General features: G+C 55.9%; 17 protein-coding genes. 6 read left to right on the forward strand and 11 right to left on the reverse strand.

Translation table 11 applies throughout. The features are described 5' to 3' along the window. Positions 1–7 precede the first annotated feature (7 nt). Entirely contained in the window at positions 8–877 is an 870-nt protein-coding gene (locus G9X48_RS06270) for a crotonase/enoyl-CoA hydratase family protein (protein WP_004386707.1), read from the reverse strand. A gap of 211 nt (positions 878–1088) precedes the next feature. On the opposite strand from G9X48_RS06270, the gene G9X48_RS06275 reads away from it, so the two are divergent. Beyond that, the gene (locus G9X48_RS06275; protein ID WP_004386706.1) at positions 1089–1271 is read left to right on the forward strand and encodes a hypothetical protein; all 183 of its coding nucleotides are present in this window, start codon (positions 1089–1091) and stop codon (positions 1269–1271) included. Between the two features lie 13 nt (positions 1272–1284). Here G9X48_RS06275 and fsa read toward each other — a convergent pair whose 3' ends face one another. Beyond that, positions 1285–1947: a fructose-6-phosphate aldolase gene (fsa, locus tag G9X48_RS06280; RefSeq protein ID WP_007901598.1), complete on the reverse strand. Its 663-nt coding sequence runs from the start codon at positions 1945–1947 to the stop codon at positions 1285–1287. A gap of 136 nt (positions 1948–2083) precedes the next feature. On the opposite strand from fsa, the gene G9X48_RS06285 reads away from it, so the two are divergent. The 4 genes from G9X48_RS06285 (at position 2084) to osmB (ending at position 6695) form a co-directional block, all read left to right on the forward strand. Beyond that, positions 2084–2983: a glycyl-radical enzyme activating protein gene (locus G9X48_RS06285; RefSeq protein WP_085046008.1), complete on the forward strand. Its 900-nt coding sequence runs from the start codon at positions 2084–2086 to the stop codon at positions 2981–2983. A gap of 5 nt (positions 2984–2988) precedes the next feature. After that, positions 2989–5421 (forward strand): formate C-acetyltransferase/glycerol dehydratase family glycyl radical enzyme, encoded by a 2433-nt coding sequence (locus G9X48_RS06290; RefSeq protein ID WP_105629570.1) that lies wholly within the window; start codon positions 2989–2991, stop codon positions 5419–5421. Between the two features lie 45 nt (positions 5422–5466). Beyond that, the gene (locus G9X48_RS06295; RefSeq protein ID WP_097641310.1) at positions 5467–6222 is read left to right on the forward strand and encodes a DNA-binding transcriptional regulator YciT; all 756 of its coding nucleotides are present in this window, start codon (positions 5467–5469) and stop codon (positions 6220–6222) included. Between the two features lie 257 nt (positions 6223–6479). Beyond that, positions 6480–6695, forward strand: a complete 216-nt coding sequence (gene osmB / locus G9X48_RS06300) for an osmotically-inducible lipoprotein OsmB (RefSeq protein ID WP_004386703.1) — start codon at positions 6480–6482, stop codon at positions 6693–6695. Positions 6696–6816: 121 nt separating this feature from the next. Here osmB and yciH read toward each other — a convergent pair whose 3' ends face one another. The 5 genes from yciH to pgpB form a co-directional block, all read right to left on the reverse strand. After that, entirely contained in the window at positions 6817–7143 is a 327-nt protein-coding gene (gene yciH, locus G9X48_RS06305) for a stress response translation initiation inhibitor YciH (RefSeq protein WP_032989413.1), read from the reverse strand. Beyond that, positions 7143–7877 (reverse strand): orotidine-5'-phosphate decarboxylase, encoded by a 735-nt coding sequence (gene pyrF / locus G9X48_RS06310; protein ID WP_104675753.1) that lies wholly within the window; start codon positions 7875–7877, stop codon positions 7143–7145. The genes yciH and pyrF overlap by 1 nt, the downstream gene beginning before the upstream one ends. A gap of 225 nt (positions 7878–8102) precedes the next feature. Beyond that, complete coding sequence (gene lapB, locus G9X48_RS06315) at positions 8103–9272, reverse strand: lipopolysaccharide assembly protein LapB (RefSeq protein WP_004387675.1); 1170 nt, start codon at positions 9270–9272, stop codon at positions 8103–8105. A 6-nt stretch (positions 9273–9278) separates the two neighbouring features. Continuing rightward, positions 9279–9587, reverse strand: coding sequence for a LapA family protein (locus G9X48_RS06320; RefSeq protein ID WP_004387674.1), 309 nt, complete (start codon positions 9585–9587; stop codon positions 9279–9281). Positions 9588–9734: 147 nt separating this feature from the next. Continuing rightward, entirely contained in the window at positions 9735–10499 is a 765-nt protein-coding gene (gene pgpB / locus G9X48_RS06325; protein ID WP_004387673.1) for a phosphatidylglycerophosphatase B, read from the reverse strand. A 198-nt stretch (positions 10500–10697) separates the two neighbouring features. Between pgpB and ribA the strand changes: the two genes are divergently transcribed. Next, positions 10698–11291, forward strand: coding sequence for a GTP cyclohydrolase II (gene ribA, locus G9X48_RS06330; RefSeq protein WP_023898609.1), 594 nt, complete (start codon positions 10698–10700; stop codon positions 11289–11291). A gap of 63 nt (positions 11292–11354) precedes the next feature. Here the strand turns inward: ribA and acnA are convergent, their stop codons facing one another. From acnA to cysB, 4 genes are all read right to left on the reverse strand, one after another. Beyond that, positions 11355–14030, reverse strand: a complete 2676-nt coding sequence (gene acnA / locus G9X48_RS06335) for an aconitate hydratase AcnA (protein ID WP_087599705.1) — start codon at positions 14028–14030, stop codon at positions 11355–11357. Between the two features lie 167 nt (positions 14031–14197). Further along, positions 14198–14296, reverse strand: a complete 99-nt coding sequence (ymiC, locus tag G9X48_RS21425) for a small membrane protein YmiC (protein WP_225318182.1) — start codon at positions 14294–14296, stop codon at positions 14198–14200. Between the two features lie 329 nt (positions 14297–14625). Then, positions 14626–14754 (reverse strand): YmiA family putative membrane protein, encoded by a 129-nt coding sequence (locus tag G9X48_RS06340; protein WP_007775505.1) that lies wholly within the window; start codon positions 14752–14754, stop codon positions 14626–14628. 356 nt (positions 14755–15110) lie between these two features. Then, positions 15111–16085 carry an HTH-type transcriptional regulator CysB gene (gene cysB / locus G9X48_RS06345; protein WP_004387670.1) on the reverse strand — a complete coding sequence of 325 codons (975 nt, stop codon included), beginning with the start codon at positions 16083–16085 and terminating at the stop codon, positions 15111–15113. Between the last annotated feature and the right edge of the window lie 150 nt (positions 16086–16235).

A 16235-nucleotide genomic window follows, 5' to 3' on the forward strand; every position in this document is an offset into this window, starting at 1 on the left:
ATGGCCGTTAGCCTGCCTTACGCAGGGCTGCGGCGGTGTGACGGTTTTGTAGCTGGATCAGGCGCTCCATGTAGCTGACGTCTTTAGGCTCAAGACTGAACGCCGCATCCACCCAGTCTTCGGTAATTTCCATCAGTTCATTGCGCGAGAGGCGCAGCACGCGCTGCCGCGCGCGAAGCATCGCCCTCACCCCATTCAGGCGCGGTTTAAGCGTATCGATGAAGGTACGTGTCGCCACAAATCCCTGCCCTGGTTCAAAGAGCAGATCCACCAGCCCCTGCGGCTGATACCACTCGGCGGTATGTGATTCGCCCTGCCAGATAAGCTCCTCGGCAAGCCGCATCCCGGCGCGGCGTGTCACCAGGGAATACCCCCCCATCCCGGGGAAGAGATTAAAGGCAATCTCCGGGAACCCCATGCGGACATCGCGCTGGGCCAGCACGAAATGGTGCGCCAGCGCCGCCTCGAAACCGCCGCCGAGCGCGCTGCCTTCCACCATCGCAAGGCTGATGGCGCCGCAATCAAAACCGCGCGAGGCGGCGTGTACGCAGTCCACGCAGGCGCGCGCATAGGCACGCAGCGCTTCTCGCCTGCCGTTGCGGATGCAGTCCACAAAAAACTGCAAATCGCCGCCGGTGTTATACATGCCGGGGACCAGCGATCCGGTCACCCAGAAATCCACCTCCAGTCTGGCCTCCTGCACCAGATAGCTGAGATTCATTATCTCTTCGATAAGAGCGTGGTTAAAACAAGGACGCGGCTGTGCCCGCAACATCATCCAGATAATGCGGCGTTCTTCCTCGTAAAAGCCGGAAAGTTGAGTAAAACGCGCTGTATCGGTAAAGAGTTTGCAGGTCGATTGGTTGAATACTGACATAGTCTTTCCTCATGTAAGTTAACGCGTTATGCGCAGGATCAGACTAATTCACAGCGTCGCTTTGCACGGGAAGCCGGCTTGTTTTATAACCATTATTTATCTGTTAAAGCGAAATGATTGATTCTGGTAGTGTATTAAGAGGGCGAACGGCTTCTCTTTGACGCCGCTTTTCTGCATCATGAAACGGTTCTGACCGTAAAAAGGAAGCATTATGCCGACAGTAAATCCGCAGCAGCTGGCTGATCGTATCGATACCGTTCTGGATATTCTGGTGGCGGGCGATTACCACTCCGCCATTCATAACCTGGAAATCCTGAAGGCGGAACTGCTGGCGCAGAGCCAGCAGAATGATGAACCGGGAGAGAAAAAACAGAAGGCGCCCTGGGAAATCTGACGCCTTAACGAGCTTACAAACTGAGCGTGCCGAACGCCTGCTGCCATTCGCGCCCGAAGCCATCAACCGCCGCCGCGACGGCAGGCGTATTCAGTAACTGCTCCGCGACATCCAGCGGCAGCGTAATGGACTGACACCCGGCGAGCAGACAGCCAAGCGCCTGCTGCGGCGTGCGAAAACTCGCCGCCAGCACTTTTGATTGCGGCGCATGCAGCGTCAGCAGCTCCTGCAATTCACTGACCGTCGCCACGCCGTCACCGCCCTGCGCATCCAGACGATTGACATAAGGCGCGACATATTCCGCACCCGCCAGCGCCGCCATTAAGCCTTGCAGCGCGCCATAAACCGCGGTGCCGAGCAGTGGAATGCCGGACGGTTTAAGAATTTTCATTGCCGCAAGCCCCGCCTGCGTGACCGGAATTTTCACTACCAGACCCGGTACGCGCTGCGCCAGCTGTTCCGCCTCTCGAACCATTTGCGCCGTGTCTGACGCCACGACCTGCGCAAAAAGTTTGCCCTCGCCGTTCAGCGCCTCCTGCAATGCGGGGAGCAGATCCCAGAGTTTGACACCCGCGCGCGCCACAATGGAAGGGTTCGTGGTGACGCCCTGTAGCGGCAGAATATTCGCCAGACGTTTGACGGCCGCGACATCCGCCGTGTCGAGATAGAGTTCCATAACGACTCCTGTTTTGAGCAAGTTAACATTGCCGCCATCTTAAATCAGCCGGTGCAGATAAAGCTGATCGTCGTCAATAAAACTTTCATTCGAAAGTAACATTATTTTCTAATGAAATTTAACAGGCATGACGACGATGATTTTTAATCTGCAACGCTATTCCACTCATGACGGGCCAGGTATACGGACAGTAGTTTTCCTCAAGGGCTGTTCGCTCGGCTGCCGCTGGTGCCAGAACCCCGAAAGCCGTCGCCGCCAGCGTGATGTGCTGTTTGATGAACGGCTGTGCCTGCAAGGCTGCGAGCTTTGTAAAGCGGCATGCCCGCAGGCGATTAGCCGCCGGGGTGACGCGCTGGTCATCAACCGGGAAGCCCTTGATGACGCCGCGCTCGATGCGCTGACCGACTGCTGCCCCACGCAGGCGCTGAGCGTCTGTGGCGAATCCCGAAGCGTTGAGGCAATCATGGACACTGTGCTGCGCGATCGTCCCTTCTACGCCCGCAGCGGCGGCGGCATCACGCTTTCCGGCGGCGAGCCCTTCATGCAGCCGGAGATGGCGAAAGCGCTGTTACAGCGCAGTCGTGAAGCGGGTATCCATACGGCGGTGGAATCCTGTCTGCATGTGCCGTGGAAACATATCGCCCCGTCGCTGCCGTTTCTTGATCTTCTTTTGGCTGACCTAAAGCATGTCGACCCGAAGCGCTTTCACGCCTGGACAGACGGCAGCGCCGAACGGGTGCTGGATAATTTCCGGCGGCTGGCCGCGGCGGGCGTGAAAATGACCATTCGCGTGCCGCTGATCCCCGGTTTTAACGCCGATGAAGCTTCCATTCGCGCCATCACGGATTTCGCGGCCGATGAAACCGGCGCCCGCGACATTCATTTTTTGCCCTACCACACCCTTGGCATCAACAAGTACCGCCTGCTGGACTGGCCCTATCTGGCACCCGCCACGCCGCTCGACGAACCGGCGCTGCTGGCATTTGCCGAAGATTACGCCCGCCAGAAAGGACTCACCGCATGGATAAGAGGATAACCATCATGACTGAGCTCAATCTCGATTTTCTTCCCGAGCGCATCAAAGCCCACAAAGCGGCGCTGGTGCAGATCGTGCGTCCACCGGTTTGTACCGAGCGCGCGCAGCACTATACCGCCATGTACCAGCAGCATCAGGATAAACCGCTGCCGGTACGCCGCGCGCTCGCGCTGGCGTACCACCTGGCGAACCGCACCCTCTGGATCAAGCATGACGAGCTGATTGTCGGCAATCAGGCAAGCCAGGTGCGCGCCGCCCCCTTCTTTCCGGAATATACTGTCAGCTGGATTGAGAAAGAGATAGACGATCTCGCCGACCGCCCCGGCGCCGGGTTCTCCGTCAGCCCGCAGGATAAAGCCGTGATGCATGAAATCTGCCCATGGTGGCGCGGCCAGACGGTGCAGGATCGCTGCTACGGCATGTTTACCGATGAGCAAAAAGAACTGCTGGCATCGGGCATTATCAAAGCGGAAGGCAATATGACTTCCGGCGACGCGCAACTGGCGGTGAATTTCCCGCTGCTGCTGGAAAAGGGTCTCGACGGCCTGCGCGCCAAAGTGGCGGAGCGCCGCGCACGCCTGCTGCTGACCGATCAGGGCGATCTGCACAAAGAACAGTTCCTGAAAGCGATCGATATTACTTTTAGCGCGCTCAGCGAGCATATCCTGCGTTACGCGGCGCTGGCCTCGCAAATGGCGCAAGAGGAGAGCCGTCCGGCGCGTCGTGATGAGTTGCTCGCTATCGCGGCGAATTGCGAGCATATCGCACACCAGCCGCCTGCGTCTTTCTGGCAGGCGTTACAGCTCTGCTATTTCGTGCAGCTGGTATTACAGATTGAGTCCAACGGGCATTCCGTGTCGTTTGGTCGTCTCGATCAATATCTCTATCCCTGGTATCGCCGCGATGTGGAACTTGAACAAACCCTGGAGCGCGAGCGCGCCATTGAGCTGTTGCAGAGCTGCTGGCTGAAGCTGCTGGAGGTCAACAAAATCCGCTCCGGCTCACACTCGAAAGCCTCGGCGGGCAGCCCGCTGTACCAGAACGTGACGATTGGCGGGCAACGCCTGCTTAACGGCGAGCCGGTGGATGCGGTCAACCCGCTCTCGTGGGCTGTGCTGGAATCGTGCGGTCGCCTGCGCTCCACCCAGCCAAACCTCAGCGTGCGCTACCACGCCGGGATGAGTAACGAATTCCTCGACGCCTGCGTCCAGGTGATCCGCTGCGGCTTCGGGATGCCCGCGTTTAATAATGATGAAATCGTTATCGACGAATTTATTAAGCTTGGCGTCAGCCGCGAAGACGCCTATGACTACGCGGCCATCGGCTGCATTGAAACGGCGGTTGGCGGCAAATGGGGTTATCGCTGCACCGGCATGAGCTTTATTAACTTCGCCCGCGTGATGCTGGCGGCGCTGGAAGGCGGTCGCGACGCGACGACCGGTAAAGTTTTCCTGCCGCAGGAAAAAGCGCTTTCCGCCGGTAATTTCAGCCATTTCAGTGAAGTGATGGACGCCTGGGATAACCAGATCCGCTACTACACCCGCAAATCGATTGAAATCGAGTGCGTGGTGGACACCGTTCTTGAAGAGAACGCGCACGATATTCTCTGCTCGGCGCTGGTCGATGACTGCATTGAGCGCGGCAAGAGCATTAAGCAGGGCGGCGCGAAATATGACTGGGTATCGGGGTTGCAGGTGGGGATCGCCAACCTCGGCAACAGTCTGGCAGCCGTGCGCAGACTGGTGTTTGAACAGGGCGTGGTGACGCAGCCGCAGCTGGCGCAGGCGCTGAATAACGATTTTGAAGGACTGACCGGCGAGCAACTGCGCCAGCGCCTGATAAACAGTGCGCCGAAATATGGCAATGACGACGACGATGTCGATTTACTGCTGGCGCGCGCGTACCAGACATACATCGACGAGCTGAAGCACTATCACAACACCCGCTTCGGGCGCGGCCCCATCGGCGGCACCTACTACGCGGGTACGTCGTCTATCTCCGCGAACGTGCCTTTTGGCGCGGCGACGATGGCAACGCCGGACGGGCGCAAAGCCAGAACGCCGCTCGCTGAAGGCGCAAGCCCGGCGTCAGGCACGGACCGTCTGGGGCCAACCGCGGTGATTAACTCGGTCGGGAAATTGCCGGTGGCGAAAATACTTGGCGGCGTGCTGTTGAATCAGAAGCTTAACCCGTCCACACTGGATAACTTACGCGATCGCCAAAAACTGATGCAGATGCTGCGCACTTTCTTTGAAGTGCATAAGGGATGGCACGTTCAGTACAACATTGTCTCGCGTGAAACCCTGCTGGACGCCAAAGCACATCCGGACAAGTACCGCGATCTGGTCGTGCGCGTGGCGGGTTACTCCGCGTTCTTTACGGCCTTATCCCCTGATGCGCAGGATGATATTATCGCCCGTACCGAACATACGCTTTAAATGAATCCGCGGTGGCGTCACGCCACCGCGCATAACGATGCAGATATGAACTCCCGACAACAAATCATTTTACAGATGGTGATAGACCGAGGCCGCATGAGCGTGGCGGAACTGGCAAAAATCACCGGCGTTTCAGAAGTTACCATTCGTCAGGATCTGAACCTTCTTGAAAAGCAGTGCTATCTGCGCCGCACTCACGGGTTTGCTGTACCGCTCGACAGCGACGACGTAGAAACCCGCATGATGAACAATTTCGCGCTCAAGCGCAGGCTCGCGGATTTCGCGTGCTCGCTGGTGAATGATGGCGAAACGGTGTTTATCGAAAACGGCAGTACCAACGCCCTGCTGGCGCGAGCGCTGGCTGAACAAAAGAAGATTACGCTTATCACCGTGAGCAGTTTTATCGCGCACCTGCTGAAAGAAACCTCATGCGAAATTATCCTGCTCGGCGGCATCTACCAGAAAAAAAGCGAAACCATGGTGGGCCCGTTGACGCGCCAGTACATCTCACAGGTGCACTTCAGCAAAGCCTTTATCGGGATTGACGGCTGGTCGCCAGAAACCGGCTTTACGGGCCGCGACATGATGCGCGCCGACGTGGTCAATGCGGTGCTGGAAAAAGGCAGCGAGGCGATTATCCTCACCGACAGCAGTAAATTCGGCGCGGTGCATCCCTATACGCTTGGCCCGGTTTCTCGCTTCAATCGCGTTATTACCGATGATGGCCTGAACGAGGCCAGTCGCGACGCGCTCAGCGCCTCCGGGCTGACGCTGGATATCATTTCGCCCTTTCCTGCCTGAATTCTTCTGGCGCGCCGTGTCTGGCGCGCCTCGCTTGAGACTATTCTCAGCATCAATTAAGACTTTTTACCTGTCTGAATTCGCTTAAGAAATTAAAATTAATCTCAGCGATATTACTGAGTGTTGATTGTCACCTGCGTGATTCTTTATTCCGTATCGCTGCACCGTTTCACGGACTGGCGCTTTAAGCTGTGATTTAGCCACTATACTTAAAGTGAGCAGCCTTTCCGTGAATCAATTATTCAGGAGAAAGTATTATGTCATTAAATTACAAAAAAGTAGCCGCGGCAGTGCTGGCCGTAACTCTGGTAGCCTCTCTGAGCGGATGCTCAAACTGGTCTAAACGTGACCGCAACACCGCTATCGGCGCGGGTGCAGGTGCAATCGGCGGCTCCGTGCTGACCAACGGCAGCGCGCTCGGCACCCTCGGCGGCGCAGCGGTAGGCGGTATTATCGGTCATCAGGTTCATTAATCTGCGGCCCGCAAAAGCATAACGCTTTGACGTATTACTCGCATCACCGAATAATTACAGGTCTGGCTATACCGCAGTAAACATAACAAAATAGCCACGGCGCTTTCGCCGTGGCTAACAATTAACCGCCCGCCAGTTTGACTTTCATTCCTTTTGCCTCAAGCAGGCTTTTAATTAATTCCCTTTTATCGCCCTGAATTTCAATCACGCCATCTTTGACAGCGCCGCCGCAGCCGCATTTTCTCTTCAGTTCGGCCGCGAGACTATTTAAGGTCGCATCGTCAGCATCAATACCCGTGATAAGGCATACGCCTTTTCCTTTTCGACCGCTGGTCTGACGCTGAATACGCACCACGCCGTCACCTTTCGGGCGCGCGGGTGCCGCTTTGGGTTCGTCAATGCGCCCGGTTTCCGTGGAATAGACCAGGCGGCTGTTATTATCGCTCATTATCCCTCCTGCTTCAGAGACGCCAGAATATCGCGCAGCGCCTGCGCCGGGTTAGCCGCGCGGGTGATGGGCCGTCCGATGACCATATAGTCCACGCCTGCCTGTTGCGCTTCAGCAGGCGTCATAATACGGCGCTGATCGCCAGCCTCGCTCCCCGCCGGACGAATGCCGGGCGTGACCAGTTTAAATTCGCGCCCGAACGCCGCTTTAAAACGCACCGCCTCCTGCGCAGAACAGACCACGCCATCCAGACCACACTGCTGAGTCAGACGCGCAAGACGTTCCGCCTGCTCTGCCGGGCTGAGAGTAATACCAAGCCCTTGCAGATCCTCGGCTTCCATACTGGTCAGAACCGTCACCGCAATCAGTAACGGCGCGTCCTTGCCAAAGGGCGCGAGCGCCTCTTTCGCCGCCGTCATCATGCGCGCACCGCCACCCGCGTGAACGTTCACCATCCAGACGCCAAGCTCCGCCGCGGCAGCAACGGCACGCGCGGTGGTGTTCGGAATATCGTGAAATTTAAGATCCAGAAAGACGTCAAAACCGCGCGTAATCAAATCACGCACCAGTTGCGGTCCAAACAGCGTGAACATCTCTTTGCCGACTTTCAGGCGGCAGTCGCGCGGATCGATGCCGTCCACAAAAGCCAGCGCGCTGTCGCGATTGTCGTAATCAAGCGCAACAACGACAGGAGAATGGGTTACAGAATGAGAGGATGAGGCAATTGATGTCATGACCAGACCTTCTGACAGGCGCACCGGCGTGGCGCGGGATTGATAAACGGCAAGCATTCTACCCGCCGTCCGTGAAAATTTACAGGCAAGATCGCCCTGCCTGACCTCTTGTTTGTTGCTATTGCGCTGAGGTCGCCGCACAAAAACAAACACTATAAGTATGTTGTAACTAAAAAGCATGCAAAATAAAGCCGCGACAAACTGTGCGGCAGCGATAACAATGATTTACTGGCCGTCGAGGCCACGGATAGGCTTGATGGTGGACCACGCACGACACGACGGGCAATGCCAGTAGAGCGTGAACGCGGTAAAGCCGCACTTCTGACAGCGGTAGCGCGGCTTGGTGCGTACCTGCTCACCCACCATATCGCGCAGCACCATCAGGCTCTCTTTCGCGCGCCCTTCTTCCGCCTCATGCAGGTGGTAATCCATCAGACGATGGAACACGCGCATCGTCGGGTGGCGTTGCAGCTGGCGCGTAATATAGATCTGCGCGCTGTCTGCGCCTTCGCGCTGCTCCAGCACCTGCGCGAGCATCAGCTCCGCTTCCGCGCCGGTGTTTTCTTCAACACAGCGTCTGAGGAATTCTGCCCACTCGTCAGGTTTACCAAGCTGCTGATAGCACACCTGGAGCATCTCCAGCGTTTCGCTCACCAGCTCGCGATCCTGACTGATGACCTTCTCCAGCATTTCCACGGCGTGGGCGTAATCGCCGCGCGCCATAAAAATGCGGCCCATCATAATCGAGACTCGCGCGCTGTTACGATCCGCCGCGGCGCCCTTTTTCAGGAGCGACATGGCGCGATCCATATCTTCATTGCTCATCGCCTGGAGCGCCAGCTCGCAGTAAAAATGGGCGATTTCGACGCGCTGGTGCTCTTTGCCAAGCTTAACCAGCCGTTCAGCGGCATCGATGGCTTTCTGCCAGTCGCTGGTGGCCTGATAGATTTGCAGCAATTGCTGGAGCGCACCGACGCGGAAATCGGTTTCATCCACCAGCTGATTAAACATGCCTTCGGCGCGGTCATAGAGGCCTGCGGCCATATAGTCGCGGCCCAGTTGCTGTACGGCGAGCAGCCGCTGATCGTAGGTGAGCGACGCGCTTTCCATCAGCGACTGGTGAATACGGATAGCCCGGTCGACCTCGCCGCGCGAGCGGAAAAGATTACCGAGCGTCAGGTGGGCTTCAACGGTGCCGGTATCTTCCTTGAGCATTTCAAGGAACAGATCCACCGCCTTATCCTGCTGATTGGACAGCAGAAAGTTTACCCCTGCGACGTAATCACGTGACAGGCGATTCGCTTCCTGCTCTTTATCCTGTTGCGCACTTCTGCGGCCCATATACCAGCCATACGCAGCGGCGACAGGCAACAGCAGAAACAACAACTCCAGCATAGAGGGTTAATCCTTAACAGCAGGCGCAGTGGCATTTGCCGGAACCGGCTCTGCGGGCGCGATCTGCTGCTCAAGGCGTTTAATTTTACGTTCGGCGCGCGCCAGTTGCAGACGAACGCGTAACCAGAACAATCCACAGATGATCCAGCCGATGATAAAACCCGCGCCGAATAAGGTCGCCAGTAGCGTAGAGATACGATAATCGCCCTGCGCGAGCAGGAAGTTAAAGGTGACCTGTTGATCGTTTTGCGCACCCAGCGTGACGGAAACGACGAAAATCGCTAATACCACTAAAAAAATAATCAGATATTTCACATGACATCCCGTATGTGTTTTGTGCGACCAATGTCCCGGCCTCGGCTCAACGCGCTATACGTTATCATTTCCACCCTTTGCGTGAAATGATAAAGCGCCAGGACATCCCTTATTAATAGGGGCGGAACGGCGAAACTCAAGCCGCCGTCACTCTTCTGTCTCGCGCCGGGCGATTTCGACTTTCTCTTCCACCGGCGGCGTGAGCGGGCCACAGAGGCGCTGCGCAAGCCAGGCGGCGATAGTCACCAGCAGCCAGGAGAGCAGTGTTGCCACCACCAGATCGCGTGGCCAGTGCATACCGAGCAGCATCCGGCTGCCCATCACGGCGATAGCCCAGGCGGTCAACACCACAAGCGTAATGGTTCGCCTGCGGGGCCAGAGGAGTCCAAAGCCCAGCATCGCCCAGCTTGCGGCAAACATGGTGTGCCCGGACGGAAACGCGAAACCGGTCTCTTTTTGCCAGTGTTTACGCAGCCAGACCGGGATATCGGTCTCGTTTTGCAACTGCGCTTTCACCAGCGCCCCTCTTTCCTTGCGCTTTAAATTGTAGAACTCGTCAACCGGGATGTTACGGTTTTTTTCAAGCCAGATGACGAACGGGCGCGGTTCCTGAACCCTTTCTTTAATCAGCGATTTAGACCATTGCCCCGCCATAATGACGATACCCAGAATCGCAAACAGCATTAGCGCCGGGCGCAACCGGAAGCGCAGACACCATAAGAACCAGCCGCACAGCAAAACGTGAGTCAGAATGCCCCAGGGCTGCGTGACCGTTTCTGTCACCCAGAACAGCATTTTAAGCCACAGCGAACCGCCGCCTGGCTGCCACTGCCAGCCTGATATCCAGACGGCCAGCGGCATAATGAGCAACAGCGCGGCGCCAACCGCGGTACGTTTTGCAATGGCCAGCATGTTCTCTCCTTTTTTATGAAGTCCTTCAAGAATAACCGAAAATCGCGCTACGCAGGATAGTTAACTATTGATGCGATTGATATTGAGAGCACGACTGAGTGAGGCGAACCCTGTCGGGATGTGGCAAAATAAAGGTAACGACAGAAAGCCAACAGACTGGCAGGCGCCTGCGGGCGTTCATAATATCCGGAGAATCACATGCAGCTTAAACGTGTGGCAGAAGCCAAACTGCCAACCCCCTGGGGCGATTTCCTGATGGTGGGTTTTGAAGAACTGGCAACCGGACAGGATCACGTAGCCCTGGTATTTGGAGACATTTCCGGCGCGGAGCCGGTGCTGGCCCGTGTGCACTCAGAATGCCTGACCGGCGACGCGCTGTTTAGCCTGCGCTGCGACTGCGGCTTCCAGCTGGAAGCGGCGCTGTCGCACATTGCGGAAGCCGGGCGCGGCGTGCTCCTCTATCATCGCCAGGAGGGGCGTAATATTGGTCTGCTGAATAAAATCCGCGCCTATGCGTTGCAGGATCAGGGCTACGATACCGTCGAAGCGAACCATCAGCTCGGCTTTGCCGCCGACGAACGCGATTTCACCCTGTGTGCGGATATGTTTAAGCTGCTGGGCGTGGATGAAGTGCGCCTGCTCACTAACAACCCGCGCAAGGTGGAGATCCTGACCGAAGCGGGAATTAATATCGTCGAGCGCGTGCCGCTGATTGTCGGACGTAACCCGAAAAACGAGCACTATCTCGATACCAAAGCCGCCAAAATGGGGCATCTGCTCTCCGGTAACTAACCGGCGCGCGAGATAAAAAAGGCCTGCAAACGCAGGCCTTTTTGTTGCACCGGATACCGCGCCTTAGCGCAGCATATTACGGATCACGTAGTGCAGAATGCCGTCGTTACGGTAATAGGTCATCTCATTACCGGTATCGATGCGGCAGCGGCATTCCAGCACCTCGGTTGCGCCATTGGCACGCGTGAGCGTAACCGGCACCGTAGCGCCTGGCGTAAGCGACTGTAAATCGCCGATGTCCAGCGTCTCGTCGCCTGTCAGCCCCAGCGTTTTACGCGTCACACCCTGCGGGAACTCCAGCGGCAGGATACCCATGCCGATAAGGTTAGAGCGGTGAATACGTTCGAACGACTCGGCAATCACCACGCGAATACCGAGCAGACGCGGGCCTTTGGCTGCCCAGTCGCGGCTGGAGCCGGAGCCGTACTCTTTCCCGGCGATCACCGCAAGCGGCGTGCCCTGCTCCTGATAACGCATGGCGGCGTCATAAATCGACATCACCTCGTTACCCGGAATAAGACGCGTCATACCCCCTTCCACGCCCGGTACCATTTCGTTACGGATGCGAATATTGGCAAACGTGCCGCGCATCATCACTTCATGGTTACCACGACGCGAGCCGTAAGAGTTAAAGTCTGCGCGCTCCACGCCGTGGCTTTGCAGATAGCGCCCGGCGGGGCTGTCCGCCTTGATGCTGCCCGCAGGCGAAATGTGGTCGGTGGTGACGGAATCGCCCAGCATCGCGAGAATGCGCGCACCGTGGATATCCTGTACAGGCGCAGGCTCCGAGAGCATCTCATCGAAAAACGGCGACAGGCGGATATAGGTGGAATCGTTCTGCCAGTCGTAGGTGTCTGACGCCTGAACCTGAATTGAACGCCATTCTTCGGTTCCTTCGAAAACTTCCGCGTACTCTTTACGGAACATATCGGTGGAGACTTCCTGCACCGCCTGCGCAATCTCCTGCCCGGTGGGCCAGATATCCTTGAGATAAACCGGATCGCCTTTACGGTCATGGCCGATGGGATCGGTTGCCAGGTTGATGTTCATATTCCCCGCCAGCGCATACGCGACCACCAGCGGCGGCGACGCCAGCCAGTTGGTTTTTACCAGCGGATGAATACGGCCTTCAAAGTTACGGTTGCCCGAAAGCACCGCGCCGACGGTCAGATCGCCTTTCTTGATCGCCTGTTCGATAGGCTCCGGCAGCGGCCCGGAGTTACCGATACAGGTGGTACAGCCATACCCGACCAGGTTAAAGCCCAGTTCATCCAGCCACGGCGTTAGCTTCGCGTGAGCCAGATAATCGGAAACGACCTTTGAGCCCGGTGCCAGCGACGCTTTTACCCACGGCTGACGTTTGAGCCCAAGTTTGACAGCTTTTTTGGCGAGCAGGCCCGCCGCCATCAGCACGCTTGGGTTGGACGTATTGGTACAGGAAGTAATAGCGGCAATAACCACCGCGCCGTCCGGCAGCTCATACTGATGCCCGTTCAGCGTATATTCGACCGAATGCAAATCCCTTTTCGGCGAGTTCACTTCAAGCTCTGTGCTGGCGGCGAACGCCTTCGGCACGTCGCCCAGGCTCACGCGGTCCTGAGGACGTTTCGGTCCGGCGATACTGGCTTCAACCGTACCCATGTCCAGCTCCAGCGTGCTGGTGAATACCGGCTCGTCACCAGGGTTGCGCCACAGGCCTTGCGCTTTGGCATAGGCTTCCACCAGCGCCACTTGCTCTTCACTGCGCCCGCTCAGGCGTAAATAGCCAAGCGTGACGTCATCAATCGGGAAAAAGCCGCAGGTCGCGCCATATTCGGGCGCCATATTAGCGATGGTCGCGCGGTCTGCCAGCGGCAGCGAATCCAGGCCGTCGCCGAAGAATTCGACAAATTTCCCGACCACGCCATGTTTGCGCAGCATCTGGGTAACGGTCAGCACCAGGTCAGTGGCGGTAATGCCTTCACTGAGTTTGCCGGTAAGACGAAAACCAACGACATCCGGGATCAGCATCGACACGGGCTGGCCAAGCATCGCCGCTTCCGCTTCGATACCGCCAACGCCCCAGCCGAGCACGCCGAGACCGTTGATCATCGTGGTGTGGGAGTCTGTACCGACAAGCGTATCCGGGTATGCCACCATCACACCGTCCTGGAGTTCGCTCCAGACGGCTTTACCCAGATACTCAAGGTTAACCTGGTGGCAGATACCGGTGCCTGGTGGCACCACGCTGAACCGGCTGAACGCCTGCTGGCCCCAGCGCAGGAACGCATAACGCTCATGGTTGCGCTCCATCTCCAGACGCACGTTCTCTTCAAACGCGTTATCGTCGCCGAAATGGTCCACGGTGACAGAGTGGTCAATCACCAGGTCGACCGGTGAGAGCGGGTTCACTTTCGAAACGTCGCCACCGAGACGTTTCACCGCTTCGCGCATGGCCGCAAGATCCACCACCGCCGGAACGCCGGTGAAATCCTGCATCAGCACACGCGCCGGACGATACGCGATTTCGCGATCGGCATGCGCATGTTCAAGCCAGCCCGCCAGCGCCTGAATATCTTCAAGCGTAACGGTCTCGCCATCCTGCCAGCGCAGCAGGTTCTCAAGCAAAACTTTCAGTGATTTGGGTAACCGCGCGATATCGCCCAGCTCCCGGGCGGCTTTCGGCAGGCTGTAGTAGTGATAGGTTTTATCCTGCGCCTGTAATGTGTCCTTACTGGCTTCGCGTAGGGTCGACGACATAGCTCCTCCTTCAGTCCTGAGATAGCGATGCCCCGATTGTTATCAGGGTCTGTATTAAAGATAACACAAACATGTCGTAACGATTTGATAACAACCCAAATCGCTAAAAGTGAGGAGACGTCAGGGGGAGAAACAAAACGCCTGGCGGGGAGCCAGGCGCAGAGGAATCAGTGAGCAAGCATCCAGACAAGCTGACACCAGAACAAGGAGGAAACGGTAAATGCGCCAATCCATGACCAGTATTTGAGCGTGAGCTGATTATTCATACCTGTTACACCAATAATTAAAACCATTGATCGCTCTGGCGCTTGCCAGAAATGTAAGGATTGCTGTGTGTAATTTTCCTCGCTGCGTTAACAACGAGAACAGATAAATTTAGCTTAAATTAAATTCTTGTTTTTTAATATCTACGCCAGTTAGCGTTTATTGTTTTTGTGATCTTCTTCCGAAAATAAAGCGATAAAATCTTGTTGCTCTTTTGTTAGCTTCCAGCCCGTCGGGAGGGTCGAAAAACCCCCTTTTGGGCTGCTTTCGTGCCTGTCATCTGGTTGACATATTGGCGAACGAGTGAAAGCGTGCTGTTGTAAAGCCATGCTTAACCCCAAAATGTCCACACCAGAAGCGCAATCCCAATCCAGAACAGGGTTGAGATGCCGAACACCGCCAGCCACGCTTTACGCTTAAGATCAGGATCTCTTTGCGAATCGTCGCTTTCTGATGGCATTGCTAACCTCGTACAATCGACATTGCTTATCATATGGACACCAAACAATTGGCAGAAGTAATCATCAGTTGAGATAAATCCTAAATAAAAACCAGCCAAAAATCCAGCGTCTTTACGATCATTTTTAGAGAAAATATTCAATCTTTTGACGTGAAATAAATTATTGAAGTTGTGAATTTGCGTAGCTAAGAATTATTTCCTACTTTTGTCGTGACGCGGCGACACCTTACCCATACCTTTAATAAGGGAATGCGCGATAATAATTTCACTTAGTACGAATGATTATGTTTTTAATTTGAATAAAAGGCGGGAAAAACGCGCGTACCTTTGCACCAGTGAAAAGGTACGCGCTGGCATTATTTGGCAGGTAATTTGATATCTTTAAACATCGCTTCAATATCTTCATTTGAGCGCAACGCAACGGCGGCATCTACGACATCGCGAGTTAAATGCGGCGCAAAACGCTGAATAAAATCATACATGTAACTGCGAAGGAACGTACTGCGGCGAAAACCGATTTTCGTTGTGCTGTGGCTAAAAATATCGTGCGCGTCAAGACGCACCAGATCCGGATCGGACACCGGATCGACGGCCATACTGGCAATCACGCCAACTCCTAATCCCAGCCTTACGTAGGTTTTAATCACATCGGCGTCAGTCGCGGTGAAAACAATTCGCGGCGTCAGTCCGGCGCGATTAAACGCGGTGTCGAGTTCTGAGCGTCCCGTAAAGCCGAAGGTGTAAGTGACCAGTGGATATTGCGCCAGCTCCTCAATATTCACGCTCTCTTTCGACGCCAGCGGGTGATCCGGCGTGACGACTATCGACCGGTTCCAGTGGTAGCACGGCAGCATCACCAGATCGTCATAGAGATGCAGCGCTTCGGTCGCAATCGCAAAATCGGCATTACCTTTAGAGACCGCTTCAGCAATTTGTGTGGGCGATCCCTGATGCATATGCAATGAAACGCGCGGGTAGCGCTCGATAAAGCCTTTAATCACGCCCGGCAGCGCGTAACGCGCCTGAGTATGCGTGGTAGCGACATACAGTGAGCCTTTGTCCGGCCATGTATGTTCGCCCGCCACCGATTTGATGGCGTCCACTTTGGAGAGCACTTCGCGTGCGATACGGATAATTTCCTGACCGGCGGGCGTCACCTGCGTCAGATGTTTGCCACTGCGGGCAAAAATCTGAATCCCGAGTTCATCTTCCAGCATACGCACCTGCTTACTGATGCCGGGCTGCGACGTATAAAGCCCTTCCGCTGTGGATGAGACATTCAGGTTATGGTTCACCACCTCAACGATATAGCGCAACTGCTGTAGTTTCATGACTGACCATCCAGAATCAGAGACGCCTGCAATCAGGCTTAAGACGATTTGATAATAAAAAAGGAAGATACTATAACCGCGCTGGCTTTTATAGCTTATGTGTATAGTTCAGTGAAAAAAATAATAAGGTCGTTATAAACGCAAAAGGCC

The sequence above is a fragment of the Cronobacter sp. HA18006 genome, from assembly GCF_011605445.1.
GTDB lineage: Bacteria > Pseudomonadota > Gammaproteobacteria > Enterobacterales > Enterobacteriaceae > Cronobacter > Cronobacter sakazakii.